At 74.3% G+C, this 24,949-nt stretch carries 23 protein-coding genes; 9 read left to right on the forward strand and 14 right to left on the reverse strand.

Translation table 11 applies throughout. The features are described from left to right. Positions 1-113 precede the first annotated feature (113 nt). Positions 114-3,404 (forward strand): ATP-binding protein, encoded by a 3,291-nt coding sequence (locus O3438_RS06475; protein ID WP_269679056.1) that lies wholly within the window; start codon positions 114-116, stop codon positions 3,402-3,404. A gap of 89 nt (positions 3,405-3,493) precedes the next feature. After that, positions 3,494-4,186, forward strand: coding sequence for a hemerythrin domain-containing protein (locus O3438_RS06480; RefSeq protein ID WP_269679057.1), 693 nt, complete (start codon positions 3,494-3,496; stop codon positions 4,184-4,186). A 263-nt stretch (positions 4,187-4,449) separates the two neighbouring features. On the opposite strand, the gene O3438_RS06485 is transcribed toward O3438_RS06480, so the two are convergent. The 4 genes from O3438_RS06485 to O3438_RS06500 form a co-directional block, all read right to left on the reverse strand. Further along, on the reverse strand, positions 4,450-5,016 hold the full coding sequence (locus O3438_RS06485) for a dienelactone hydrolase family protein (RefSeq protein ID WP_269679058.1): 567 nt from the start codon (positions 5,014-5,016) through the stop codon (positions 4,450-4,452). 107 nt (positions 5,017-5,123) lie between these two features. Further along, positions 5,124-6,230 (reverse strand): nucleotide disphospho-sugar-binding domain-containing protein, encoded by a 1,107-nt coding sequence (locus tag O3438_RS06490; RefSeq protein WP_269679059.1) that lies wholly within the window; start codon positions 6,228-6,230, stop codon positions 5,124-5,126. Positions 6,231-6,311: 81 nt separating this feature from the next. Beyond that, positions 6,312-7,622: a phenylacetate--CoA ligase PaaK gene (gene paaK, locus O3438_RS06495; protein WP_269679060.1), complete on the reverse strand. Its 1,311-nt coding sequence runs from the start codon at positions 7,620-7,622 to the stop codon at positions 6,312-6,314. A 75-nt stretch (positions 7,623-7,697) separates the two neighbouring features. Beyond that, positions 7,698-8,147, reverse strand: coding sequence for a MarR family winged helix-turn-helix transcriptional regulator (locus O3438_RS06500; protein ID WP_269679061.1), 450 nt, complete (start codon positions 8,145-8,147; stop codon positions 7,698-7,700). Between the two features lie 137 nt (positions 8,148-8,284). On the opposite strand from O3438_RS06500, the gene O3438_RS06505 reads away from it, so the two are divergent. The 7 genes from O3438_RS06505 (at position 8,285) to O3438_RS06535 (ending at position 14,727) form a co-directional block, all read left to right on the forward strand. Beyond that, positions 8,285-9,505, forward strand: a complete 1,221-nt coding sequence (locus O3438_RS06505; protein ID WP_269679062.1) for an MFS transporter — start codon at positions 8,285-8,287, stop codon at positions 9,503-9,505. A gap of 141 nt (positions 9,506-9,646) precedes the next feature. Beyond that, entirely contained in the window at positions 9,647-10,405 is a 759-nt protein-coding gene (locus O3438_RS06510; protein WP_269679063.1) for a class I SAM-dependent methyltransferase, read from the forward strand. Positions 10,406-10,453: 48 nt separating this feature from the next. Beyond that, positions 10,454-10,927 (forward strand): fluoride efflux transporter FluC, encoded by a 474-nt coding sequence (locus O3438_RS06515; RefSeq protein WP_269679064.1) that lies wholly within the window; start codon positions 10,454-10,456, stop codon positions 10,925-10,927. Beyond that, the gene (gene crcB / locus O3438_RS06520) at positions 10,927-11,289 is read left to right on the forward strand and encodes a fluoride efflux transporter CrcB (protein ID WP_269679065.1); all 363 of its coding nucleotides are present in this window, start codon (positions 10,927-10,929) and stop codon (positions 11,287-11,289) included. Before O3438_RS06515 ends, crcB begins: the two co-directional genes overlap by 1 nt. An 86-nt stretch (positions 11,290-11,375) precedes the next feature. Then, positions 11,376-11,900 (forward strand): PadR family transcriptional regulator, encoded by a 525-nt coding sequence (locus O3438_RS06525; RefSeq protein ID WP_269679066.1) that lies wholly within the window; start codon positions 11,376-11,378, stop codon positions 11,898-11,900. Then, positions 11,897-12,577, forward strand: coding sequence for an ABC transporter ATP-binding protein (locus tag O3438_RS06530; RefSeq protein ID WP_269679067.1), 681 nt, complete (start codon positions 11,897-11,899; stop codon positions 12,575-12,577). Before O3438_RS06525 ends, O3438_RS06530 begins: the two co-directional genes overlap by 4 nt. Next, the gene (locus O3438_RS06535) at positions 12,574-14,727 is read left to right on the forward strand and encodes an ABC transporter permease (protein ID WP_269679068.1); all 2,154 of its coding nucleotides are present in this window, start codon (positions 12,574-12,576) and stop codon (positions 14,725-14,727) included. The genes O3438_RS06530 and O3438_RS06535 overlap by 4 nt, the downstream gene beginning before the upstream one ends. A 3-nt stretch (positions 14,728-14,730) precedes the next feature. Here O3438_RS06535 and cobA read toward each other — a convergent pair whose 3' ends face one another. The 10 genes from cobA to cobO are packed head-to-tail and all read right to left on the reverse strand — an operon-like array spanning position 14,731 to position 24,927. Then, complete coding sequence (cobA, locus tag O3438_RS06540) at positions 14,731-16,428, reverse strand: uroporphyrinogen-III C-methyltransferase (RefSeq protein ID WP_269679069.1); 1,698 nt, start codon at positions 16,426-16,428, stop codon at positions 14,731-14,733. Continuing rightward, on the reverse strand, positions 16,425-17,021 hold the full coding sequence (locus O3438_RS06545; protein WP_269679070.1) for a precorrin-8X methylmutase: 597 nt from the start codon (positions 17,019-17,021) through the stop codon (positions 16,425-16,427). The genes cobA and O3438_RS06545 overlap by 4 nt, the downstream gene beginning before the upstream one ends. Continuing rightward, positions 17,018-17,215, reverse strand: coding sequence for a DUF362 domain-containing protein (locus tag O3438_RS06550; RefSeq protein ID WP_442929570.1), 198 nt, complete (start codon positions 17,213-17,215; stop codon positions 17,018-17,020). The genes O3438_RS06545 and O3438_RS06550 overlap by 4 nt, the downstream gene beginning before the upstream one ends. Continuing rightward, positions 17,203-18,951, reverse strand: coding sequence for a precorrin-3B C(17)-methyltransferase (gene cobJ, locus O3438_RS06555; protein ID WP_269679071.1), 1,749 nt, complete (start codon positions 18,949-18,951; stop codon positions 17,203-17,205). The genes O3438_RS06550 and cobJ overlap by 13 nt, the downstream gene beginning before the upstream one ends. Beyond that, positions 18,939-20,246: a precorrin-6y C5,15-methyltransferase (decarboxylating) subunit CbiE gene (cbiE, locus tag O3438_RS06560; RefSeq protein WP_269679072.1), complete on the reverse strand. Its 1,308-nt coding sequence runs from the start codon at positions 20,244-20,246 to the stop codon at positions 18,939-18,941. The genes cobJ and cbiE overlap by 13 nt, the downstream gene beginning before the upstream one ends. After that, the gene (locus O3438_RS06565; protein WP_269679073.1) at positions 20,243-21,394 is read right to left on the reverse strand and encodes a cobalt-precorrin-5B (C(1))-methyltransferase; all 1,152 of its coding nucleotides are present in this window, start codon (positions 21,392-21,394) and stop codon (positions 20,243-20,245) included. The genes cbiE and O3438_RS06565 overlap by 4 nt, the downstream gene beginning before the upstream one ends. Then, positions 21,391-22,224, reverse strand: a complete 834-nt coding sequence (gene cobM / locus O3438_RS06570; protein WP_269679074.1) for a precorrin-4 C(11)-methyltransferase — start codon at positions 22,222-22,224, stop codon at positions 21,391-21,393. The genes O3438_RS06565 and cobM overlap by 4 nt, the downstream gene beginning before the upstream one ends. Further along, positions 22,221-22,961, reverse strand: a complete 741-nt coding sequence (cobI, locus tag O3438_RS06575) for a precorrin-2 C(20)-methyltransferase (RefSeq protein WP_269679075.1) — start codon at positions 22,959-22,961, stop codon at positions 22,221-22,223. Before cobI ends, cobM begins: the two co-directional genes overlap by 4 nt. After that, the gene (locus tag O3438_RS06580; RefSeq protein ID WP_442929571.1) at positions 22,958-24,319 is read right to left on the reverse strand and encodes a cobyrinate a,c-diamide synthase; all 1,362 of its coding nucleotides are present in this window, start codon (positions 24,317-24,319) and stop codon (positions 22,958-22,960) included. Before O3438_RS06580 ends, cobI begins: the two co-directional genes overlap by 4 nt. Continuing rightward, complete coding sequence (gene cobO, locus O3438_RS06585; protein WP_269679077.1) at positions 24,316-24,927, reverse strand: cob(I)yrinic acid a,c-diamide adenosyltransferase; 612 nt, start codon at positions 24,925-24,927, stop codon at positions 24,316-24,318. The genes O3438_RS06580 and cobO overlap by 4 nt, the downstream gene beginning before the upstream one ends. Positions 24,928-24,949: the final 22 nt, after the last annotated feature.

Raw genomic sequence — 24,949 nt, forward strand, 5'->3', positions numbered from 1 at the left:
TCCGGACGGCCCGCGCACCGACGCGACACCGGGCGGGCCCCCGGTGAGCTGGGCGTCGGTTGTCCACCGGCAACCGGTGAGCCCGAACGCGGGCGACTAGGATCAGCCCAGTCATGCTGCTACGGGTGCTCGGGCCGCTCGAGGTCGAGGTCGACACAGGCGGACCGGTCGACCTCGGCGGCCCCCGCCAACGCGCCGTGCTCGCGCTGCTCCTGGCGGCCCGAGGCGAGGTCGTCTCCGTCGGTCGGATGATCGAGGATCTGTGGCGGGGTGACCCACCGCCACGGGCGATCGCCTCCCTACAGGCGTACGTCTCGCACCTGCGCCGCCTGTTGGAGCCGGCCCGCGAACGCCGGGCGCCGGCGCGGGTCCTGGTCACCGCCCCGCCCGGATACGCGATCCGGGTGCCCACCGACGCCGTCGACGCCGGTCGTTTCGAGGCGCTGCTCGCCGACGCACGCGCTGTCAACGCCGCCGACCCGGGCCGGGCACGCCTGCTGCTGGGCGCCGGACTCGACCTGTGGCGCGGGCCCGCGTACGCCGAGTTCGTCGAGGAGCCGTGGGCGCAGCCGGAGGTGCTGCGGTTGGAGGAGTTGCGCCTCGCCGCCCGGGAGCTGCTGCTCGACGTGACAGTGCGTGGGGGCGACGCGGCCGAGGCGGTGCCGGAGGCGGAGGCGCTGACCCGGCAGGCGCCACTGCGGGAGGAGAGTTGGCGGCTGCTCGCGCTGGCGTTGTGGCGTACCGGCCGGCAGGGCGACGCCCTCGCGGCGCTGCGTCGGGCCCGGGCGACGCTGGCCGACCAGCTCGGTCTGGATCCGGGCCCGGCCCTGGTGGAGCTGGAGTCCGCGATCCTGGCCCAGCGTCTCGACCTGCTCCCGCCGGTGGTCGCGACGGCGGCACGGATCGCCGCACCGCCACCGGCGACCGAGGAGGTGTTCGTCGGACGGGAGGCCGAACTGGCGGCTCTCGGGCAGGCGGCCGCCGAGTGCGTGACCAGCGGGCCGCGGGTCGCGATCGTCAGCGGCGAGGCCGGCGCGGGCAAGACGACGGTGCTCGGCCGGTTCCGGGAGGAACTCAGCTCGCGCGGCTGGCTGGTCACCGTCGGCCGCTGCCCGGAGGTCGAGGGCGCGCCGCCGGCCTGGCCGTGGGTCGAGGCGCTGCGGCAGCTCGCCGAGGAGGCGCCGCCGGAGGGTGTCGCGTCGGCGCTCGCCCCGCTGCTCGGCGGCGGCGACGGCGAGTCGGGTGGTGACGTCGCCGCCGGCCGGTTCCGGTTGCACCACGCCGTCGGCGCGTGGTTGAACGCGACAGCGGTCCGTCGGCCGGTGGCTGTCGTCCTCGACGACCTGCACGCCGCGGACGCCGAGACACTGCTCCTGCTGAACAGCGTCACCGAGCTGACCACCGGCGCCGTGCTGTTCGTCGCGGCGATGCGACCGACGGACAACCGCGAGCGGCTCGCCGACACGATGGCCGTCCTGGCCCGTCGGTCGCCCCACCGGATCCAGTTGGGGGGCCTGAGCACGGCCGAGGTCGAACGGCTGCTCGGAGCGCTGGCCCGGACCACCCTCGACCCGGACACGGTCGCCGCGCTGACCGAACGCACCGGCGGGAACCCTTTCTACGTCCGGGAGTCGGCGCGGCTGCTCGCCGCCGAGGGCACGCTCGTCGCCACCTCCGACGTGCCGGAGGGGGTACGCGACGTGTTGCGCCGCCGACTCGCCCGCCTGCCGTCGTCCGCGGTCTCGGTGCTGCGTCTCGCCGCCACGCTGGGACGGGAGGCGAACCTACCGACACTTCTCGACGCCGCCGACGTCGACGAGGCGTCCACCCTCGAAGCCGTGGAGGTCGGACTGACCGCCGGCCTGCTCACCGAACCTGCCCCCGGGCGGGTGCGCTTCGTGCACGGCCTGGTCCGCGACACCATCTACACCGACCTGTCCCACCTACGGCGGACCCGCCTGCACGCCCGGGTCGCGGACGCCACCCGCCGACTGGCACCCACCGACTACCCGTCGCTGGCCTACCACTACGCCCGCGCCGCGTCGGCTGACACCGCTCCACTCGCCGTCGACTACGCCATCCGCGCCGCCGAGCTGGCCGAGCGGCGGTACGCGTACGACACCGCCGTCGAGGTGCTCGGCAACGCGCTCGACGCCGCCGCGACGGTCGCCGGGGACCGGGACGCGCTGCGGGTCGACCTGCTCGGCCGGTTGTTGCGTGCCCAGGCCCGGGCCGGTGCGGTGGCCGCCGCCCGGGCGACCCGCGCCCGGGCGATCGACGTCGCCACCGCGTCCGGTCGGGACGATCTGCTGGTCGCGGCGTTCACCGCGTGGACCGTGCCCACCCCGTGGTTGACGCACGCGTACGGCATCGTGGACCACCACGTCGTGGAGCTGCTCACCCGCCTCCTGCGTACCGCCGACCTGGACCCGGTCTCCCGCTGCCGACTGCTCGACGCGATGGCCACAGAACTGGACGGCGAGTCCGACCCTCGTGGTGTGGCGGCCGGCCGGGAGGCGCTGGCACTCTCGCGGCGGTTGGACGCCCCCGAGCTGCGCGCCCTCGGGCTGGCTGCGCGGCTCCGCACGATGAGCTACGAGCGGGAGGCGCCGGGCCGCCGGGAGTTGGCCCTGGAGCTGCGCGACCTCGCCGACGAACACGGGCTGGTGACCTACCGCTGGGTCGCCGAGCAGGTTCTCGGCCACTGCGCCGCCGTGCTCAACCAGCCCGACGAGCTTCGCGTCAGCGTGGCCCAGCAGGGATGGTTGGCCACGACCTACCAGATCAAGGAGGGCCAGGTGATCCACCTCTGTTCGTTGGGCGCCCTCGCACACATCGCCGGGGACTTCGTCGCCGCGCGCCGGCACTACGACGAGGTCACCGCGCAGATGCGGCGGCAGGGTTCGCTGCACGCGGAGGCGTTCCACTACTTCGCCGTGGCGACCCTGCTGATCAGTCAGGGGCGCTTCGGCGAGCACCTGGAGGCCACCCGCCGGATCCGCGGGTCGTTGGGCCCGATCGTGAACGACCTTCTGGCGCTGGCGCTCATCGAACGCGGACGGGTCGACGAGGCGCGGGCCATGCCGACCGGGCGGCACGTCTACCGCCCGGACTACTTCGAGTCCGCGCTGCTCACCGTACGCGGGATGGTCATCGTGGCGCTGGGCCGACGGGACCTGGCCCAGCCGGTGATCGACGCGCTACTCCCGGTCCGCGACCAACTGGCCGGTTTCTCCAGCACCGCGGCCGTGGTGCGACCGGTGGCGCTGACCCTCGGAGAGCTGTCCCTGCTGTTGGGACGCACCGAGGACGCGACGGAGCACTTCACCCTGGCAGCCCGGCTGGCTCGTCGATGGGGTTCGCCGCACTGGCTGGCCGAGGCGACGGCGGCGCTGGCCGACTGACCGGCGCGCCTGGTGGATTCCAAGCCGGTTCCAAGTGACACCACGCATGATCAACAGATCTGTGCCAGTTGATCCTCGGAAAGGTCACCGTGAACCAGAACCACCGCGAAGCCATGGCCGACGTACGCGACATGTACATGGCGCACACGATGTTCCGTCGTGAGTTCAGCCTGCTGCCGCAGCTCGTCCGCGACGTCACACCGGGCGACGCCAGGCGCGCGGAGGTCGTCGGCGCCCACGCCGAGATGCTCTGCGCCATCCTGCACCTGCACCACGAGGGTGAGGACCTGATGCTGTGGCCACGGCTGAAGGAGCGCGGCGGCGCGGAGGCCGCAGCCATCGTGCCCACGATGGAGGGGCAACACCAGGCCATCGAGGAGGCTCACGCGGCGGTGGTCGCGCTGCTGCCCGGCTGGCGTCGCACCGGGCGCGGCGGTGACCAGCTCGCGGACGCGTTCGAACACCTGCGCGCCGCACTGATCGAGCACATGGCGCTGGAGGAGGCCGAGATCCTGCCGCTGGCGCAACGGCACATCACCGCCAGCGAGTGGATGGAACTCGGCGAGCACGGGATGAGCGAGGCTCCGAAGAAGCAACTGCCGCTGGCCTTCGGCCTGGTGATGTACGAGGGCGACCCCGACGTGATCAAGGCGGTGCTGGCCCACGCCCCGCTGCCGGCACGGCTGCTCATGCCACTCATCGCGCCCCGGCTCTACGCCAGCCACGCCAAGCGGGTGCACGGCACCGCCACTCCCCCGCGCATCGGCGCCGGGGCCCACTGAGCGGGGTCGACAACCGACCGGAGGGGTGAGCCGCGAGGTTCGGTGGCGCCGAGGTCGACCGCGCCGTGGAGGGGCAGCGCGGTCACGTCGGGGGGTGACGTGAGCGCGTTGGGGGCAGCGCGGTCACGTCGGGGGGTGACGTGAGCGCGTTGGGGGCAGCGCGGTCACGTCCGGGGGCGATGTGAGCGCGTTGGGGGCAGCGCGGTCACGTCCGGGGGGGCGATGTGAGCGCGTTGGGGGCGGCGCGGTCACATCGGGCCTGGTCAGGGGGCGGCCAGGAACTCCAGCACACGCGGCCAGGTCGCCGCGCTGGCATTCGGGGAATACTCACCGGCTTCCGGGTCGGTGAACAGATGACCCACGCCGGGGTAATGGAAGACCGCCAGGTCGGCTCCGGCGTCGGTCATCGCCTGCTGCCACTCGTCGACCTCGTCCGGGGTGTCGTACGGGTCGGGGTCGGCGAGGTGCATCTGCACCGGCAACCCGGGCCGGACGGCGTCCGGCGCGCCGCCGGTGCCGTGCAGCAGGAGCAGCCCGCCCGCGTCGGGTCGCTCGGCCAGCAGCGCCCCGGCCACGCCGGCGCCCATCGAGAAACCGGCGAGAACCGTCTCGGCTGGCAGGTCGTCGAGCGCGTTCCGGGCCCGGTCGAGCACCACCTCGTGACCGACCTTGTCGAGCAGCGCGAAGCCCTCCTCGACGGTGTCGGCGGCCGGGACGCCGTACAGGTCAGGGGTGCTGACCTGGTGCCCGGCGGCGCGCAACCGGTCGGCGGCGGCGCGCACGGCGGGCCGCAGCCCGTACACGGAGTGGAACAGCACGACGTGTCGCATCACGTCATCCTGCCGCAACCCGCCGAGCGACAAGGGTGGCCACGCGGGGCGGAGGTCAGACCGACGCCGCCAGACAGCGCGCCCGGGGTGGTCACGCGGGGCAGCGGTCAGACCAACGCCGCCAGCCGCGCGACGAGGTCGGACGGCGGCGGCATCGCGGCGATCTCCCGGCTGACCTGACCGGCGGCGGTGCGCAGGGCGTCGTCGGTGAACAGGCGGGTGAGCGCCTGCGCGGTGATGTCCCGGGGGCGCAGCGCCAGACCGGCGCCGCGGCGGGCGACCAGCTCGGCGTTGTGCCGCCGGTCCCCCGGGCCCACAGTCGCCAGCTGGGGCAGGCCGGCGGCGAGGGCTCCCAGCGCGCTGCCCGCTCCGCCGTGATGGACCAGCGCCGCGCTCGCCGGCAACGCCTCGTCGAGCGGGATCCAGTCGACCACCCGCACGTTGCCGGGCAGCGAACGGGCCGACCGCTCGTCCGGTCGGACCAGCACGATCTCGGCGTCCACCTGGGCGGCGGCGGCCACCACGGCGGGCATCGGCCCCCGGTCGCCGGGGCCGGTCAGGGTGCTGCGGGTGACCAGGATCCGGGGCCGGTCGCCCGGCTCGCGCAGCCAGGTCGGCAGCTCGCCGCCGCCGACGTAGGAGTCGTACCGCATCGGCCAACCGGCCTGGGTGGCGACGCTGGGAGGGGCCACGGCGAGGGCGGCGGCGGGTGGCGGCAGTTCGGTCAGACCGTGTCGGCGCAGTGCGGCGCCGAGCCGGGCGGTGGTCGCGCGGACCAGGTCGCGGCCGTCGAAGAGGGCGTTCTCCTGGCGTACGGCCGGCACGTCGAGGCGAGCAGCGGCCACCGCGCCGGCGACCGCGAACGGTTCGTGTAGCACCAGGTCCGGCCGCCAGCGGGCGGCCAGTGCGAGAACCGGGTCGGTGAGCTGGTCGTTGAGCGCGCCGAAGAGCAGGCCGGCGCCCCGGGTGCCGGCGCTGCCGGCCATCTCGGCGCGGGCGGTCAGCGGGTGGCGGGGGAAGACGCGCCGCGCGATCCGGCCGAAGTCGAAGCCCGGTGCGATGTCATGGACGGCCAGCCCGGCGTCGGCGGCGGTCAGACCACCGCCGCCGGTGGCCAGCAACACGTCGTGACCGGCGTCGCGCAGCGCGACCGCGAGCGGCACCAGCGGGAAGACGTGCCCGACGAGCGGGGCGGAGACCACCAGCACACGCATGGGCAGGATCCTATGTCGCCACCTGTGCCCGGCGGGGCCCCGAACGGAGCAGCTCCACCGGAGACGGCAAGCCACCGACCGTCAGTCGGCCGCCGGTCGTCGGTCGACGATGCGGCGCATCTTGCCCATCGACCGTTCCACCGCGTCCGGGGCGAGGACGTCGACGGCGACGCTCACCCCGATGGTGTTCTTCACCAGCTCGGCGAGCGTCGCGCCGGCCCGCGCGGCCGCGTCCGCGGCGACCCCGGTCCGCCGCTCCACCCGCACGGTCAGGGTGTCCAATCGACCCTGCCGATCGAGTACGCACTGGAAGTGCGGCGACAGCTGCGGCGTCCGCAGGATCAGCTCCTCGATCTGGGTGGGGAAGATGTTCACGCCGCGCACGATCATCATGTCGTCCGTACGGCCGGTGATCTTCTCGATCCGGCGCATCGGGCGGGCGGTGCCGGGCAGCAGCCGGGTCAGGTCGCGGGTGCGGTAGCGCACGACCGGCATCGCCTCCTTGGTCAGCGAGGTCAGCACCAGCTCGCCTCGTTCACCGTCGGGTAGCACCGCACCCGTGACCGGGTCGATGATCTCCGGGTAGAAGTGGTCCTCCCAGACGTGCAGCCCGTCCTTGGTCTCGACGCACTCGGTGGCCACGCCGGGGCCCATCACCTCGGAGAGTCCGTAGATGTCCACCGCGTGGATGTCCAGTCGTCGCTCCATCTCCCGGCGCATGTCCTCGGTCCACGGCTCCGCGCCGAAGATCCCCACCCGCAGCGAGGTGGCGCGCGGGTCGAGGCCCTGGCGCTGCATCTCGTCGGCGATGGCGAGCATGTAGCTGGGCGTGACCATGATGACCTCGGGTTCGAAGTCGCGGATCAGCATGACCTGCCGCTCCGTCATGCCACCGGATACCGGGATGACGGTGCAGCCCAGTTCCTCGGCGCCGTAGTGCGCGCCCAGCCCGCCGGTGAAGAGCCCGTAGCCGTACGCGACGTGCACGCGGTCGCCGGGGCGGCCGCCGGAGGCGCGGATCGACCGGGCCATCAGCCGCGCCCACGTGCGCAGGTCGTCGCGGGTGTAGCCGACCACTGTGGGGCGGCCGGTGGTGCCGGAGGAGGCGTGCAGTCGGGAGACCCGTTCCCGGGGTACGGCGAACATGCCGAACGGGTAGTTGTCCCGCAGCTCCGCCTTGCCGGTGAACGGGAAGCGGGCCAGGTCGTCGAGGTCACGACAGTCGTCGGGGTGCACCCCGGCCGCCTCGAACGCCCGGCGGTAGTGCGGCACGTTGTCGTACGCGTGCCGCAGCGACCAGCGCAGCCGTTCACGTTGCAGGGCGCGTAGCTCGTCGACGTCGGCGCGCTCGATCGGCTCCAGCTCCTCCGGACGAGGGGTGCGGTCCTCCATCGCGTGCCTCCTTGGTGCGGCGGTCCCGTGGGCTGCGCGTACCGTACGCCCGCCGTCGTGAGGCTGGCGCGGCGGTCAGCGGGCGGCGGGCAGCCGGTGCAGGGCGTCGACCAGCGGGGCCAGCTCGGGGGTGGCCTCCGCCTCGGCGAGCGCGTCGCCGAGCACCCGGTCGTGGGTGGGCCGGGCCTGGTCGAGCAGCTCGGAGCCGGCCGGGGTCAGCTCGGTGTAGATGCCGCGCCGGTCGTCGGCGCAGAGGATGCGGGTGAGAAGACCGCGTTGCTCCAGGCGGGTGACCAGTCGGGTGGTGGCGCTGCCGGAGAGCGCGGCGGCGCGGGCGAGCTGACTCATCCGCATGTGCCAACCGTGCTGGCGCGAGAGCGCGTCGAGGACCGTGTATTCGACGACGGACAGCTCGTGACCGGCCTGCAACGCCCGTTCCAGGGAGGCCTCGATCAGCCCGTGCAGGGCGGCGAGGGTGCGCCAACCCTGCGCGCGGATCTCGACGGCGTCGTCGGCGATGCCCATGCCGGCCCTCCTCGGGTGTGATCTGGACGGCCCCAGGCTACCACGCTTGCGCCGATATAAAGCGCGTGCAAGTATTTCGTTGCTGACGCGTGTAGTTGCACGCGCCGTCCATCTGACCCCTCCCCGATGGGAAGACCATGTCCGTACGCCAACAGTCCCTGCCGCCCGGCCTGATCGCGCTGGCCATCGGCGCCTTCGGCATCGGGCTCACCGAATTCGTGATCATGGGCCTGCTGCCCGAGGTGGCCGCCGACTTCGCGGTCACCGAGCCGGTGGCCGGCTGGCTGATCTCCGGCTACGCGCTCAGCGTGGCCGTCGGCGGGGTCGCCCTCACCGCGGCGGTCACCCGGCTGCCCCGCAAGCCGGTGCTGCTCGGCCTGATGGTGCTCTTCATCATCGGCAACCTGCTCTCCGCCGTCGCCGGTGACTACGCCGTGATGATGGCCGGCCGGATCGTCGCCGCCCTCTGCCACGGCGCGTTCTTCGGCATCGGCGCCGTGGTGGCTGCCGGCCTGGTCGCACCGGCCCGCCGGGCGGGCGCCATCGCCATGATGTTCGCCGGCCTGACCATCGCGAATGTCCTCGGCGTCCCCTTCGGCACCTTCCTGGGGCAGCACTTCGGCTGGCGGTCGACGTTCTGGGCGATCACCGCGATCGGCGTCGTCGCGCTGATCGGGCTGGCAGTGCTCATCCCGGGTCGCGACACCGCCAGCGCCGACCGCCCGGCCGCCGGGCTACGTGGTGAGCTGCGCGCCTTCACTCACTCGCAGGTCTGGCTCTCCCTGGTGATCACGGTCCTGGGCTTCGGCGGCATGTTCGGCGCGTTCACCTACATCGCCTACACGCTGACCGAGGTCAGCGGCTTCGCCAGCAGCACGGTGCCGTGGCTGCTCGTCCTCTTCGGAGTGGGACTCTTCGCCGGCAACCTGCTCGGCGGCCGGGCCGCCGACCGGTCCCTGTCGCGCACCCTGGTCACCGTCCTGGCGGTGCTCACCGTCGTGCTCGTCGGTTTCGCGCTGACCGCGACGAGCCCGGTGTTGACCATCGTCTCGCTGGTGCTGATGGGCGGTTTCGGCTTCGCCACGGTGCCGCCGTTGCAGATGCGGATCATGCACTACGCGCACCAGGCCCCGACCCTGGCGTCCGGCGCGAACATCGCCGCGTTCAACCTCGGCAACGCGCTGGGCGCCTGGATCGGCGGGGTGACCATCGCCGCCGGGCTCGGCTACACCTCGCCGATCTGGGCCGGCGCCGCGCTCACACTGGCCGGGCTGGGCGTCCTCCTCGGGGCGCTGCGCCTGGCCCGCCGCAGCGAGCCGGCGGCGACCGGAGCGGACCTGGTCGACACGGCGGCCTGAGCCGCCGACAGGAGTACGCCGGGCCGGGCGGATGCCCGACCCGGCGTCACTCTGATCATCGCCCCGCCATCATCTCGCAATTGCAAGTTATGTGCAACAAGGTCTGGACAACGCCGACGGGTCGTAACTAGCCTCCCCTCCATGAGTCCTTACATCACGGATCCGTGGGCGTGGCAGGAGAGCTGGGACCGCCAGCAGGAGGCGTTCATGCCGGACCGGGAACACCGGTTCACCGCCATGCTCGACACCGTCGACGCGATCCTCGACGGTCGGCCACCGCGCGTGCTCGACCTGGCCGGTGGCACCGGCAGCATCTCGCTGCGAACGCTGGCGCGCTTCCCCGACGCCGAGGCGACACTGCTGGACCTCGACCCGGCACTGCTCGCCATCGCCCGCGCCTCGCTGGGCGACCGGGCCACCATCGTCACGGCCGACCTCGGCACCCCGGACTGGCGCTCCGCGCTCCCCCACCGCGAGTACGACGCCGTGCTCACCGCCACCGCTCTGCACTGGGTGCCGGCGGACCGACTCGGTCAGCTCTACGCCGAGCTGCGCGACGTGCTGCGACCGGGCGGTGTCTTCGTCAACGCCGACCACATGCCGGACGACGGCCTGCCGGAGCTGACCAAGCGGCTGATGGACCGGGCCCGGACCCGGCGCAACGCCCGGTACGCGGCCGGCACGATGCTGTCCTGGTCGGACTGGTGGGACCGGGCCGGCGCGGATCCGGCGCTGTCCCCCTTGGTGCGCCAGCGACAGGACATCTACCCGACCGGGCACAGCCCGGAGTGGAGCCCACCGGCCTCCTGGCACCTCGCCGCGCTCACCGCCGCCGGATTCGGCGAGGTCGGCACCGTGTGGCGGGGCGGCCCGGACGCCGCCGTCGCGGCGGTGCGCTGACCCGGCAGGGCACTCGGGCCGCCGGTGGCGGCACTACGCTGGGGACCCGTGGCAGAGCCGCTGGACCCGCGTACCGACCCCGACGTCGACCTCCGGGTCCCCGCCGACCGGGGTGAGCTGACCGCGCACCCCGCGACTGTCCTGGCCGCCATCGCGGTCGGCGGGGTGCTCGGCGCGCTGGCCCGGGCCGGCCTGCAGCACGCCGCGCCGCACCCGCCCACGGGGTTTCCGTGGGCGACCTTCGGCATCAACACGTCGGGGTGCCTCCTGATCGGCGCCCTGATGGCGGTGCTCGGACACCTCGACGGCGGGCATCCCCTGGCTCGCCCGTTCCTCGGGGTCGGGGTGCTCGGAGGGTTCACCACGTTCTCCACCTACACGGTCGACATCCAGCAGGCGCTGGTCGCGGGCGCTCCGGGCACCGCGCTGGCCTACCTGGCCGCGACGCTGCTCGGGGCGCTCGCGGCGGTGGGTCTGGGCGACGCCGTGACCACCCGGGCGCTGCGACGGAGGACGGCCTGATGACCGTCCTGCTCATCGCCCTGGGTGCGGCCGTCGGCGCTCCGTTGCGCTACCTCACCGACCGGGCCGTGCAGTCCCGGCACGACTCGGCGTTCCCCTGGGGCACGCTGACCGTCAACGTGATCGGGTCGCTGCTGCTCGGCGGGCTCGTCGGATGGCCGGTCGGCCCGGCGGTCACCGCGGCGCTCGGCACCGGGTTCTGCGGCGCGCTGACCACCTACTCCACCTTCAGCTACGAGACGCTGCGACTCGTCCGGGGCGGCAACCGGCTCCTCGCGGTCGCCTACGTGCTGGGCAGCGTCACCGCCGGGCTCGTCGCGGCCACCGCCGGCTACGCCGTGGCGCGCGCCCTGTCGAACTGACCGACCAGCGCTCCCCTGACCAGGAGCCGAGCGGGAACGTCCTGAAGGTATATACGCGGGGTATACCCTCGGTGTAGTCTCCTGGCATGAGCGTGCCACTGACCCTCCTCGGCCTCCTCGAACGAGAGCCCAGCCACGGGTACGACCTGAAACGCGATTACGACGCCTTCTTCGGGCGCGGCAAGCCGCTACCGTTCGGCCAGGTCTACTCCACCCTCAGCCGGCTGGCCCGGGACGGCAAGGTGGTGATCAGCGACGTCGCCCCCGGTGCCGGCCCGGACCGCAAGCGCTACGTCATCACCGACGTCGGGGCGACCGAGGTCGAGCAGTGGCTGACCCAACCGGTCGAGCCGGAGCCGCACCTGCAGACGGTGCTCTTCGCCAAGGTCGTGCTCGCGCTGATGCTCGACCGCCCCGCGGCCGAATACCTGGACACCCAGCGCGGCGCGCACCTGCACCGCATGCGGGAGCTGACCGAGATCAAGCGCGCCGGCAGCCTGGTCGACGCGCTGCTCGCCGACCACGGCCTCTACCACCTGGAGGCGGACCTCCGGTGGATCGAGATGACAAGCGCCCGACTGGACGCCCTGCGGAAAGAGGTACGGCCGTGAGTGTCGTGATCGAAGCGCGCGACGTCGAGTTCTCCTTCGGCCAGACCCCCGCCCTGCGCGGTGCCAGCGTCGCCGTGGAGGCGGGCGAGGTCCTCGCCGTCATGGGCCCCAGCGGCTCGGGCAAGTCCACCCTGTTGCACTGCCTGGCCGGCATCCTGGTGCCCGACTCCGGCGAGATCCTCTTCGACGGGGCCCGGGTGCACGCCATGGCCGAGGCCGAGCGCAGCAGCCTGCGCCGGGACCGGTTCGGTTTCGTGTTCCAGTTCGGTCAACTCGTCCCCGAACTCACCGCTGTGGAGAACGTCGCGCTGCCACTGCTCCTCAGCGGCGTACACCGCAGGCAGGCGCTGCCCAGGGCGCACGACTGGTTCGCGCGGCTCGGCCTGGACGGCCTACAGCAGCGGCGCTCGGGTGAGCTCTCCGGCGGGCAGGCGCAACGCGTCGCGCTGGCCCGGGGCCTGGTCGCCGAGCCGCAGGTGCTTTTCGCCGACGAACCGACCGGCGCGCTCGACTCGCTCACCGGCGAGCAGGTGATGGACCTGCTTGTCGGCGCAGCCCGGGAGCAGGGCACCACCGTCATCCTGGTCACCCACGAGCCGAGGATCGCCGCGTACGCCGACCGCGAGGTCATGGTCCGCGACGGGCGGGTCAACGCGCCGGACCGGGTCGCCTCATGATCCGGTTCGGGCTCCGTCTCGCCGTGGCCGGCGGTCGTGAGGCGCTCACCCGCCTGGTCGTCATCGCCGCCGCCGTCGCGGTCGGCAGCGGGCTGCTGCTGACCACCCTGGCCGGGGTCAACGCCACGAACGCACAGCTCACCCGGTACGCGTCGATGTATCCCAACGCCTCGACCGGCGACGCCGACAAGCTGTGGTGGTCGACCCGGCAGGACTACTTCCAGGGCCGGCAGATCATCCGGATCGACGTCGCCGCGACCGGTCCGAGCGCGCCCACCCCGGTCGGTGTCCCGGCCGTTCCGGGGCCGGGTGAGTACTACGCCTCGCCGGCCTTGCGGGACCTGCTGGCCGACCACCCGGCCGACCAACTGGGTGACCGCTACCCGGGGCGTGACCTCGGCGCCGTTGGGCCGGCCGCGCTGACCTCGCCGGACACCCTGCTCGTCATCGCGGGCGGCTCCCCCGACCAGGTCGCCAAACTACCCGCTGCGAAGCAGGTCACCAGCGTCGGCGACACCCCCGCCCTCCCCGAGACCACGGTGAACCTCATCCTGGGCGTCGTCGCCGGTGGGCTGTTGTTCCCGGTGCTGATCTTCATCGGCACCGCCACCCGGCTCAGCGCCGCCCGCCGGGAGCAGCGTTTCGCCGCGATGCGCCTGGTCGGCGCGACACCTCGGCAGATCTCGACGGTCGCCGCCGTGGAGGCCGCCGCCGCAGCCGTCGCCGGCACCGCCGTCGGCTTCGGGCTGTTCTACGCCTTGCGCGACCCGCTCGCTGGCATCCCGTTCACCGGCATGCCGTTCTTCCCCAGTGACATGGCCCTGGGCGTGCTGGACGCCCTGCTGGTGGCGCTCGGCGTCCCGGCCGGCGCTGCGGTGGCGGCCCAGGTCTCACTGCGCCGGGTACGGATCTCGCCGCTCGGCGTCACCCGGCGGGTCACCCCCCGCACCCCGGGCGCGTACCGGTTGATCCCGGCCCTGCTCGGTGTCGCCGTGCTGTTCTTCGCCATCGGCTTCAAACCGGAAACGTCCGACGGTCAGGCGGCGGTGTTCCTGCCCGGGCTGCTGCTCATCATGGTCGGCCTGGTCGTCGCCGGCCCGTGGTTGACGATGGTCGGCGCCCGGGTGATGGCCCGCTACGCCAACCGCCCGGCCACGCTCATCGCCGCGCGACGCCTCGCCGACAACCCGAAGGCCGGCTTCCGGGCGATCAGCGGCATCATGCTGGCGCTCTTCGTGACGAGCGTGGCCGTCGGCGTGATCACCACGATCGTCGCCAACCGTGGCCCGGCGCCCACCGGCTCGACCGACGCGAGCACGGTGACCACCGTCTTCGACGAGAAGGTGCCGACGGTGCCCGACGCGCTCGTCGCCGACCTACGCGCGATTGCCGGCGTACGGTCCGCGACCGCCATCCGCGAGAACCCGACCATGATGGACGGCGGTGAGGTCGGGGTTATCGCGTGCACCGACCTGCCCAGCGCGTACGGCCGGTGCGCCGACGGCGCGAGCGTCATCAAGGTGCCGTTGGGCCTCAGCCGCTGGCGGGAGTCGGCGTCGCCCGCGACGGTCTGGCCCGCCGCGTCGCTCACCGTCGACGACCTCCAGCGGCTCCCGGTGGTGTCGATGGTCGTCGGCACCGATGGCTCCGCCGCCGCGATCGAGCGCACCCGCACCCTGCTGGAGATCGCCTTCCCGACCTTCTGGGTCGGGCCGAACGTGCCCGGTGACTTCGAGTCGGACTTCGCCGACACGCTGCGCGGCTGGGAGCAACTGGCCAACGTCGTCATCATCGCCAGCCTCGCGCTCGGTGGGTGCAGCCTCGCGGTCAGCGTGATCGGCGGTCTCACCGAACGCCGACGCCCGTTCAGCCTGCTGCGCCTCAGCGGCGCGCCGGTGCGGGTCCTGCGTCGGGTCGTCGCGTTGGAGAGCGCCGTACCGATGCTCGCCGTCGCCGCCGTCGCCATCGGCATGGGCCTGCTCGCCGCCCACCTGTTCCTGCGGGCGCAGATGGACTACGCCCTCGTCGCGCCGCAGCCGGGCTTCTACGTGATCGTCGTCGTCGGGTTGGCCGCCTGCCTCGGCGTCATCGCCTCCACCCTGCCACTGCTGGAACGCATCACCGGCCCGGAGACCGCCCGCAGCGAGTAGTCGTCACCCCGTCGGCCCGGTGGCGCTGAGGGCGACCACCGGGCCGAGGACGAAGACGGCGGGCGGGCCGACGCCCTCCCGGGCTGCCACGGCACCGATCTCGTCCAGCCGGGCGGGCACCGACCGCTGGTCGGCCAGCCCGGCGTCCTGCACGGCGAGCACCGGGGTCTCCGGGGCGCGGCCGTGTTCGATCAGCACAGCCGCGATCTTGGCGATGGTGTCGACGGCCATCAGCAGGACGACGGTGCCCCGGGCGCGGGCCAGCGCCGCCCAGTCCACGAGCGAGTCGGGGTGCCCGGGCGGCAGGTGTCCGGACACGACGGTGAGGTCGTGCGCCACCCCCCGGTGGGTGACCGGGACACCGGCGAGGGCCGGTGCGGCGAGGGCGCTGCTCACCCCGGGCACCACCGTCACCGGCACCCCGGCCGCCTCGCAGGCCTGCACCTCCTCGTGACCGCGCCCGAAGACGTACGGGTCGCCGCCCTTGAGGCGTACCACCTGGCGGCCGGCCTTGGCGTGCGACACCAGCGCCGCGTTGATGGCCTCCTGGGCCATCGACGGACCACGGGGGACCTTCGCGGCGTCGACCACCAGCACGTCGGGGCGCAGCCCGGCGAGCAGTCCCTGCGGGGCCAACCGGTCGACCACCACGACGTCCGCCGCGTCGAGCAGTGCCTTCCCGCGTACCGTGATCAGGTCGTCGGGGCCCGGCCCGCCGCCGACCACCGCGACCGACCCGTGCTCGTGGTGGTCCTGGTGGTGGTGGTCGTGCCCGTGGTGATGGTGGTGGCCGACCGGGTCGTCGGGGTGGTCGTGCGGGCGTTGCGGGCGACCGACCTTGTCGGCGAAGCCGGGCATCAACACCCGGTACGCGCAGGTGTCGCAGTTCATCCGGATGTCGCCGCCGAGCGCCTCGGCGTAGCGCTCCCGCACCAGGTCGGCGAGGGCGTCGCAGTCGCCGATCACCTCGGCCACCCGCACGTCGAGGTCGGGGTGGGCGGCGGCGAACTCGGCCGACTGGGCGACGATGCGGTCCGGCAGCACCCCGGCGAACAGGAAGTACGGCGCAACGACGATGCGCCGCGCGCCGAGGCGACGCAGCCGTTCCAGCACCGCCGGGACCGACGGTTGGGCGAGGGAGATGAACCCCGGCTCGACGCCGGCGTAGCCGCGCCCCTCCCAGAGCAGACGGGCGACCTTGGCGACCTCGGCGTTGGCGTCCGGGTCGGTGGACCCCCGCCCGATCAGCGCCACCCACGTGCCGGCCCGATCGGCACCCACCGGCTCGGTGCCGACCCGATCGGCACCCACCAGCTCGGTGCCGGCTTGGCCGGCACCCGCCAATGCGGCGTCGATGCGTTCCTCGAGGGCGGTGTGCAGCAGCGGGTGGGGCCCGAGCGGGCGGCCGTAGCGGTAGGTCAATCCCGGGTGACGTTCCTGCTCCCGGGCCATCGCGGCGGGGATGTCGCCCTTGCCGTGTCCGGCGCCGGTGAGCACCAACGGCAGCGCCACCAGCGCGCGGTGCCCGCGCGCGACGAGCGCGCCGACGGCGTCGGTCAGCGGCGGGCGGGACAGCTCGATGAAGCCACCCTCGACGTCCTCTATGTCGCCACGGCGGCGGACCCGTTCGACGAGCGCGGCGAACTGGTCGACCCCGGCCGTGCTGCGCGTGCCGTGCCCGACGATGACCAATCCGGTCATGATTTCTCCTCGACGTAGAGCAGGGCGTTGAGGGCGGCGGCGGCGACCGCCGAGCCACCCTTCTCGCCCACGTTGGACACGGCGGGCAGGCCACTGGCCCGCAGCGCCGCCTTCGACTCGGCGGCGCCCACGAAGCCGACCGGGAGGCCGACGACCAGCGCCGGAGCGGCGTCCAGTGTGAGTAGTTCGACAAGTGCTGTCGGCGCGCAGCCGACCACCCAGACCGCGCCGGGGCCGACCCGGTCAAAGGCGATCCGCACGGCCGCCGCCGAGCGGGTGATCCCGGCCGAGCGGCCCAGCTCGGCGGCGGCCGGCTCGGCGACCGGGCAGACCAGTTCCAGGCCGGCTCGGGTGATGCCGGCGGCGACCATCGCCACGTCGGTGACCACCGGCGCTCCGGCGCGTAGCGCGGCCAGGCCGGATTCGAGGGCGACCTCGTCGCAGACGAGCTCGTCGACGTACGCGAGGTCGGCGCTGGCGTGCACCACCCGCTCGGTCACCGCCCGGGTCAGCGGAGGCAGGTGCGACAGGTCGACGCGCTCGCGCAGGATGCGGTACGACTCGACCTCGATCGGGTGCACGACCCGGCTCATCGGGCTCCTTCCGAACTGTCGGACGCGACCACGCGGATCGCGTCGACGGGGCAGATCTCCAGGCATTCCAGGCAGCCGGTGCAACGGTCGACGCGGACCGTCAGGCCGCCGGGGACCGGTCGGATGGCGTGGGTGGGGCAGGTGAGCAGGCACGCGCCGCAGCCCTGGCACGCGTCGATCGTCACGACCGCCACCGGTACCCCCGTGGTGTGACCATCCGGCCGGCGACCAGCCTGGTGTCGCTGTTGCCGACCACGACGACGCTGTACATGTCGACCACCGCCGGGTCGAGGGTGGCCACCGTCGCCAGGTGCACCCGCTCGCCGGGGCGGCTGGCGTTGCGCACCACACCGACCGGGGTGTCCGGTGACCGGTGCGCGGCGAGGATGCCGAGCGCCTTGCCGAGCTGCCAGTCCCGGGCCCGGCTGCGCGGGTTGTAGAACACCGTCACGAAGTCACCCTCGGCGGCGGCGGTCACCCGTCGCGCGATGACCTCCCACGGGGTGTGCAGGTCGGACAGGCTCACGTAGGCGTGGTCGTGGCCGAGCGGCGCGCCGAGCAACGCGCCGGCGGCGAGGGCGGCGGTCACCCCGGGCACGCCCACCACGTCGATCCGCTCGTCGGCGTACTCCAGGGCGGGGCTGGCCATCGCGTACACCCCGGCGTCGCCGGACCCGACCAGCGCGACCGCCCGGCCGGCGGCGGCCTCGGTGACGGCGGCGCGGGCCCGCGCCTCCTCCGCGCCCAGACCGCTGGACAGGACCCGGGTGCCCGGGCGGAACACGTCGCGGACCTGATCGAGGTACTGGTCCAGGCCGACCACCACGGCGGCGCGGCGCAGCTCGGCCACCGCGCGGGGGGTGCGCAGGTCGGGCGCGCCCGGTCCGAGGCCGACGACGGCCAGCCGGCCGCGCGGGGCGTGCCGGGCCACCGCGACGGTGGCCATCGCCGTCGCGGTCTTGCCGACCAGCAGCGTGGCGTCGCCGGCCCGGCCGTCCGCGCCGAGCAGGGCCGCGGCCTCCGCGACGCTCGGGGTGCCGACGGCGGCGCGGACCACCTCGCTGGGGTGCGGCACGTCGATCGCCGCCAGGCGCGTCGCCGGCCAGGTCACCAGGGGTACGCCGAGCGCGTCGGCGGTGCTGCGGATGCCTGCCTCGTCGGCCTTGACGTCGGCGCTGGCCAGGCATCGCAGGCTCGCCGGGTGCAGCCCGGCCTCGGCCAGCACCCGGTGCAGCAGCTCGGCCACCTCCTCGGCCGGTACGCCCCGACTCGCGCCCACCCCGGCGACCAGCGACGGTGGCCGTAGGACGGCGGTCCGTTCGTCGAGCGGCACCACCCGGTCGGTGACCAGCAGCCGGTACCCGCCGACGGCGGAATCCTCGTCGGCACCCCCGTGGGTGTCGGCCGGGGGTTGGACGTTCGGTGGCAGGGCGGGCAGCGGCCAGTCGGCGTCGGCGATCAGCTGGACGGGCTCACCGTCCAGGATGGCCCGGGACACCGCGGCGACCGCGCCCTGCACCGGCCAGCCCAGGGTGTCCAGCCCGGGCAGACCGACGGCGTCGGTGGCGGTGGTGATCACCGGTCGGGCGTCCAGCAGTGCGCCCACCTGCTCGGCGAGGTCGTTGCCGCCGCCGGCGTGCCCGCCAAGCAGCGCCACGGCGTGCCGGGCCGCCTCGTCGACGACCACCACGGCGGGGTCGCTGTGCTTGTCGCCGAGCAACGGCGCGAGGATCCGTACCACCGCGCCGGTGGCCAGGAACGCGACCACCGCGTCGCAGCCGGCCCAGGCGGACCGCAGCGCGTCGGCGACGGTGTCCCCCTCGACCAGCCGGGCGTGCGGCCATGCGGCGGCCAGGGTGTCGGCGTGCCGGCGGCCGGCGGCGGTGGCGGCCACCAGTCCGATGCTGGTGGTCACTGTCAGGTCGGGCACTGGCGCTCCCCGGTGAGGACGACCACCGGGTTGGTGGCCGCGAGTCGGATCGACCCGCCGGGCAGGTCGGCGAGGCGGGCGGCGGACAGCTGGCTGCCCTCGACCCTGTAGCCGGCGGCGCGCAGCAGACCCACCGCCGGTGCGACCCGGTCCAGGGCGGCCAGGGTCAGCACCACCCGTTCGGGCCGGCGGGCCACCACGGCGGCGAGGACGTCCGCGCCGCCACCGCCGACGAAGACGGCGTCCGGCTCGGGCAACCCGGCCAGCGCCTCCGGGGCCCGCCCGGTGACGAGCCGGACGGTGACCGCGTGCGCGGTGGCGTTGGCCCGGATGGTCGCGCCGGCTTCGGGGTCCTGCTCGACGGCGAGCACTGCCGCGCCGAGCAGGGCGCACTCGATGCCGACCGAGCCGCTGCCCGCCCCGACGTCCCACACCAGCCGGCCCAGCCGGGGGCGCAGCCGGGCGACGACGAGGGCCCGCACCTCCGACTTGGTGATCATGGAGTCGCGGTGGGCGTACCGGACCTCCGGCAGCGCCCACCCACCGGCCGGCGCGGCGGCCGGCTGGTTGTCGACGCGCATCCCGCCGGCGCTGAACGGAGCGGGCACGGCGTCGGCAGACGCCCGGGGTGCGGCAGCCTCGGCGGGCTCAGGCTCGGTGCGGCTGAGGACCACGTGCGGGTCGGCCCAGGTCCCGGTGGCGGCCCGCTCGGGGGTCACCTCGCTGATCCGTTCGGCGTCGGTGCCCAGGTGCTCGGCGACCAACAGGCGGCGGGGCCAGCCGATCAGGCCCGCGCCCAGCTCGGCCGCGCCGGTGCCGGGCGCGGTGAGCACCGCGACCAGTGGCAGCGCCCGGCAGGCGTTCAGCGCCGGTTGGAGGTCACGGCCGTGAGCGGTGACCACGGCGGCGCCGTCCCAGGGCAGGCCGGCGCGGGCGAACGCGGCGGCCACACTGGACACCGCCGGCACCACCCGCAGCGGCAGACCCGCCGCGCGCAGCCGCCGGACGATGCCGAACAGGCCCGGGTCGCCGCTGGCCAGCACGACGGCCGGCACCCCGGCGGCGACGGTGTCGGCGAGGCGGTGCAGGGCGGGGACGAGCGGCCCGAGGGTGACGGTGTCCGCGCCGGCCGGTACGGCCACCGCTGCCAGGTGCCGCGCGGCCCCGACGACCAGCCCGGCGGTGGCCAGCACCGGCGCGAGCGCGGGGTGCGGCGGAGCGCCCGCCGCGTCGAGGCCGACCACCGTCACGCCGGCCCTCGGATCCACCGGGGTCGCCGGCTCCGCCCGGGTCATCGGGGCCACCGGCCGGACGAGGCGACGACGCGCGCACCGGCGAAGTCGACCATCGCCACGTCCACGGTGACCGTCGGCCCGGCGAAGCGGCGCAGCACCTGACGGACCCGTTGGCAGAGCGCGTCGCCGGCAGGTTCGAGCAGCCCCGCGGCCTCCCACAGCTCGTACGCGTGCCGCCCGGTGTTCGCCTCGGTCACGGCGGCGACGAGGGCCTCGTCACCGCCGGCCTCGGCGGTGACCGCGCCGAGCAGCGAGAGGTCCACCTTGGAGCGGGTGTAGTGGGTCATCAGCACACCGGCGGCAAGTTTGGCCAGCTTGCCGGCCATGCCGACGAAGACCACCCCGGTCATCGCGTCGCCCACGGCGGCGGTCACCGCGGCACCGGTGAAGTCGCCGACCTCGACGAAGCAGACCTCGGGCAGGTCGGGCAGGAGCGCGCGGGCGGCCCGCTCGGTACGCCCACCGGTGCAGAGCACCACAGTCCGCTCCCCCTGGGCGGCCATCACGTGCACGGCCTGTACGACACTGGCCCGCCAGGACGCCGTGGAGAAGGGGCGGACGATGCCGGTGGTGCCGAGGATCGAGATGCCGCCGAGGATTCCGAGCCGCCGGTTGGTGGTCTTGCGGGCCATGATCTCGCCTCGGGGCACGCTGATCACGACGCGTACGCCGACCTCGGTGAGGTCGACCACCTCGGCCACCGCCTCGCCGATCATGCGGCGGGGGGTGTCGTTGATCGCCGGGCCGCCGACCGCGAGGCCGAGGCCGGGCTTGGTGACGGTGCCGACGCCGACGCCGCCGGCGAGCCGCAGACCGGGCACGTCGGTCCAGCCCACCGTGGCGGTCAGCTCCGCGCCGTGGGTGACGTCCGGGTCGTCCCCGGCGTCCTTGACGACGACCGCCTCGGCGCGCACCGGTGGGTCGCCCGTCACCTCGCAGCGTTCGACCGGGAAGCGCACCCGCCGTCCGGCGGGCAACCCGATCTCCACGTCCGGCTGGATCTCCCCGGTGACGAGCGCGGTGACCGCCGCCTTGGCCGCCGCCGTCGCGCACGCGCCGGTGGTCCAACCGGTCCGCAGCGCGGTGGGCCGCACCTTCGCGGTACGCGGCAGGTCCGGCTCGCGCAGCGGCGGCTCGGGGTACGTCATGGTGTGCCTGTTCCCCCGGCGCGACCGGTGGCCTGGCGGCGCAGCTCGGCGCGGGCGGCCGGCTCCGCCCGGCGGAAGGTGTGGAAGTGACCGGGGTGGTAGAGGTGCGATCGGGTGCCCTCGGCGGCGAGTGCCGGGCCGACCAGGAACAGGGTGTGTTTCCACAGCTTGTGCTGCTTGACGGTGGCCTCCAGGGTGCCGACCGTGCAGCGCACCACCAGCTCGTCGGGCCAGGTCGCCTGGTACGCCACCACGGTCGGGGTGTCCTCCGGGTAGCCGCCGGCCAGCAGCTCGGCCTGCACCTGACCGGAGCGGGCGGCGGAGAGGAACAGCGCCATTGTGGTGCCGTGCCGGGCGAAGTCGCGGACCCGCTCGCCGGGCGGCATCGGGGTCTTGCCGCCTTCGAGACGGGTGAGGATCACCGACTGGGCCACCTCGGGCACTGTCAACTCCCGCCCGACGATCGCCGCGACGGCGGTGAACGACGACACCCCGGGCACGATCTCGACGGCCAGACCGAGCCCTCGGCACAGGTCCAGTTGCTCCTGTACCGCGCCCCACAGCGCCGGGTCGCCGGAGTGGATCCTCGCCACCGTCAGCCCCTGCTCGGCGGCCCGCTGGTAGAGCGGCAGCACGCCCTCGATGGGCAGCTGCGACGAGTCGACGATCTCCGCGTCGGGGCGGGCGTGGCCGAGCACGTCGGCGTGCACCAGGCTGGCCGCCCAGATCACGATGTCCGCCTCGGCGATCACCCGGGCGGCCCGCAGGGTCAGCAGATCGGCGGCCCCGGGGCCGGCGCCGACGAACCACACGGTGCCGTCGCTGGTCACAGTTTTCCTCCTCGGTGGTCGCGGCGGGCCGGGACCAGCAGCGTCGACAGGTACGGCAGGTCGTTCTCGGTGGCGTCGACCGGGCCGACGCGTTCGCCGGGCAGCCCGAGGCTGCGTCCGAGGACCGCGTCGGAGAGGCGGCCCTGTCGGCGCAGCTCGGCGAGCAGGTCGGGGTGCCGCCGCCAGCCCTTGTAGACGACGACGGTGCCCGGCCCGGCGAGGGCGTCGGCGAACAGCGCCGACCCGGCGGTGGCCGGCAGCAGGGTCAGCGGTTCGCGTCCCTCACAGAGCGGGGTGCCGCTGCGCGAGGCCAGCTCCTGCATGGCGGTGACGCCCGGGACGGTCGCCACCCGCACGGCCGGGCGGAGGGCCCGCACGCCCTGCGCCAGGTAGCCGAAGGTGGAGTAGACGTTGGGATCACCGATGGTGGCGAAGGCCACCGACAGCGCGCCGGCGTCGACCGCCTCGACGACAGCGCGGGCCGCGTCGTCCCAGGCCGCCGCCCGACGGGCGGTCACCCCACCCCGGTCGTCCAGGGCGAACGGCAGCCGCCGCAGCCGGTCCGCCGGGACGTGTTCCCGCACTGTCGTCTCGGCCCGCCCGGCGTCCGGTTCGGGTCGGTCCGCCATCACGGGTACGAAGACCACGTCGGCCTCGCGCAGCACCCGCACCGCCTTGACGGTGAGCAGTTCCGGGTCGCCGGGGCCGACGCCGACCCCGGTGAGTGTGGCGGTCATCGGCAGGCCTCGACCAGCCGGCGGGCCGCCTCGGGGTGACCGGCCCAGTGGGTGTGCAGGTAGGAGGCGTGTACCCGTCCGGCGACGAAGCCGTGCGCGGTGTCGTCCCACCGCCACGCGGGCCGGTCGCCGTGCCCCGGGTCGGTGGTGGTGCGGTGGAACTCGTGTCCGCGTACGGGCTCGCCGGCCCGGGCCACCGGGGAGTCGGTGACGGCCACCGCCTCGCGGTAGCCGAGGGTGAGACGGCCGGTCATCCGGGCGGTCAGGTCCAGCCGGCCGCACATGGGTACGCCGTCCAGGGACCGCCCGAGGTAGAGCAGCCCGGCGCACTCGGCCACGATCGGCCCGTCGAAGTCGGCCAGCTCGGCGCGCAGCGCGGTGTTCCCGGCCAGCGCCTCCGCGTACGCCTCGGGGAAGCCGCCCCCGATGACCACCGCGCGGGTGCCGGTGGGCAGTGCCGGGTCACGGAGCGGGTCGACGGTGACGACGTCCGCGCCGGCGGCGGTGAGCAGTTCGGTGGTCTCCGCGTACGAGAAGGTGAAGGCCGGGCCCCCGGCGAGCGCCACCCGTGGCCGCCCCGCGTCGGCCTGCCCGCCGACGGCCGCGACCGGGTCCCACGCCGGGGCGGTCAGCGGCCCGGCGCTGCGGGCCAGGGCGAGCACCGCGTCCAGGTCCACTGTGGCCTCGACCAGCTCGGCGAGCGCGGCGACGATGGCGAGCGACTCGGGGGCCCGCTCGGCGACCGGCACCAACCCGAGGTGCCGGGCCGGCGCGGCCACCTCGGCGGCCCGGGTGACGGCCCCGAGCACGGGTACGCCCACCTCGGCGAGGGCGTCGCGCAGCAGGGTCTCGTGCCGGGACGAGCCGACCCGGTTGAGGATCACCCCGCCGATCCGTACGGCAGGGTCGAAGGCGGCCATGCCCAGCGTCAGCGCGGCGGCGGAACGGCCCTGCGCGGTGGTGTCCAGCACCAGCAGCACGGGCGCGTCGATCAGCCGGGCGACGTGGGCGGTGGAGGCGAAGTCGCGACGGCCGACAGCACCGTCGTGCAGACCCATGACGCCCTCCACCACTGCGACGTCGGCGGGCGTGGGGACGCTCGCGCCGTGCCGCAGCAGACCGGCGATCCGCTCGGCGCCGACCAAAAACGGGTCCAGGTTGCGACCGGCCCGGCCGGCGGCGAGGGCGTGGTAGCCGGGGTCGATGTAGTCCGGGCCGACCTTGTGCGGGCTGACCGTCAGGCCGCGTCGGCGCAGCGCGGCGAGCAACCCGGTGGCGATGGTCGTCTTGCCGTGGCCGCTGGCCGGCGCGGCGACGACCACCCGGGGCAGCGACAGCGGTTCGGTGCTGGCACTCACCACTCGATGCCCTTCTGGCCCTTCTGGCCGGCGTCCATCGGGTGCTTGACCTTGGTCAGCTCGGCCACCAGGTCGGCGGCGGCGACCAGGCGCGGGTCGGCGTCGCGACCGGTGATGACGACGTGCTGGAAGCCGGGCCGGTCGGCGAGGGTGGCTACCACCTCGTCCACGTCCACCCAGCCCCACTTCATCGGGTAGGTGAACTCGTCCAGCACGTACAGCCCGTAGCGTTCGGCGGTCAGGTCCCGCTGGATCTGCCGCCACCCCTCCAGGGCGTCGGCGGCGTGGTCGGCGTCGCCGCCGCGCTGGATCCAGGACCAGCCCTCGCCCATCTTGTGCCAGGCCACCGGTGCGCCCTGGCCGGTACGCTCGTGCACCTCGCCGAGGGCCCGGAAGGCGTTCTCCTCCCCCACCCGCCACTTGGCGCTCTTGACGAACTGGAACACGCCGATCGGCAGGCCGGCCGTCCAGGCCCGCAGCGCCAATCCGAACGCCGCCGTCGACTTTCCCTTCATCTGTCCGGTGTGGACCATCAGCAGTGGCCGGTGCCGCCGCTGCCGGGTCGTCAACCCGTCGGCGGGCACCACACTCGGCTGTCCCTGCGGCATCAGCGATCTCCCCTTCGCGCGA

It is taken from the genome of Micromonospora sp. WMMC250, from assembly GCF_027460215.1.
Classification (GTDB): Bacteria; Actinomycetota; Actinomycetes; order Mycobacteriales; family Micromonosporaceae; genus Micromonospora; species Micromonospora taraxaci.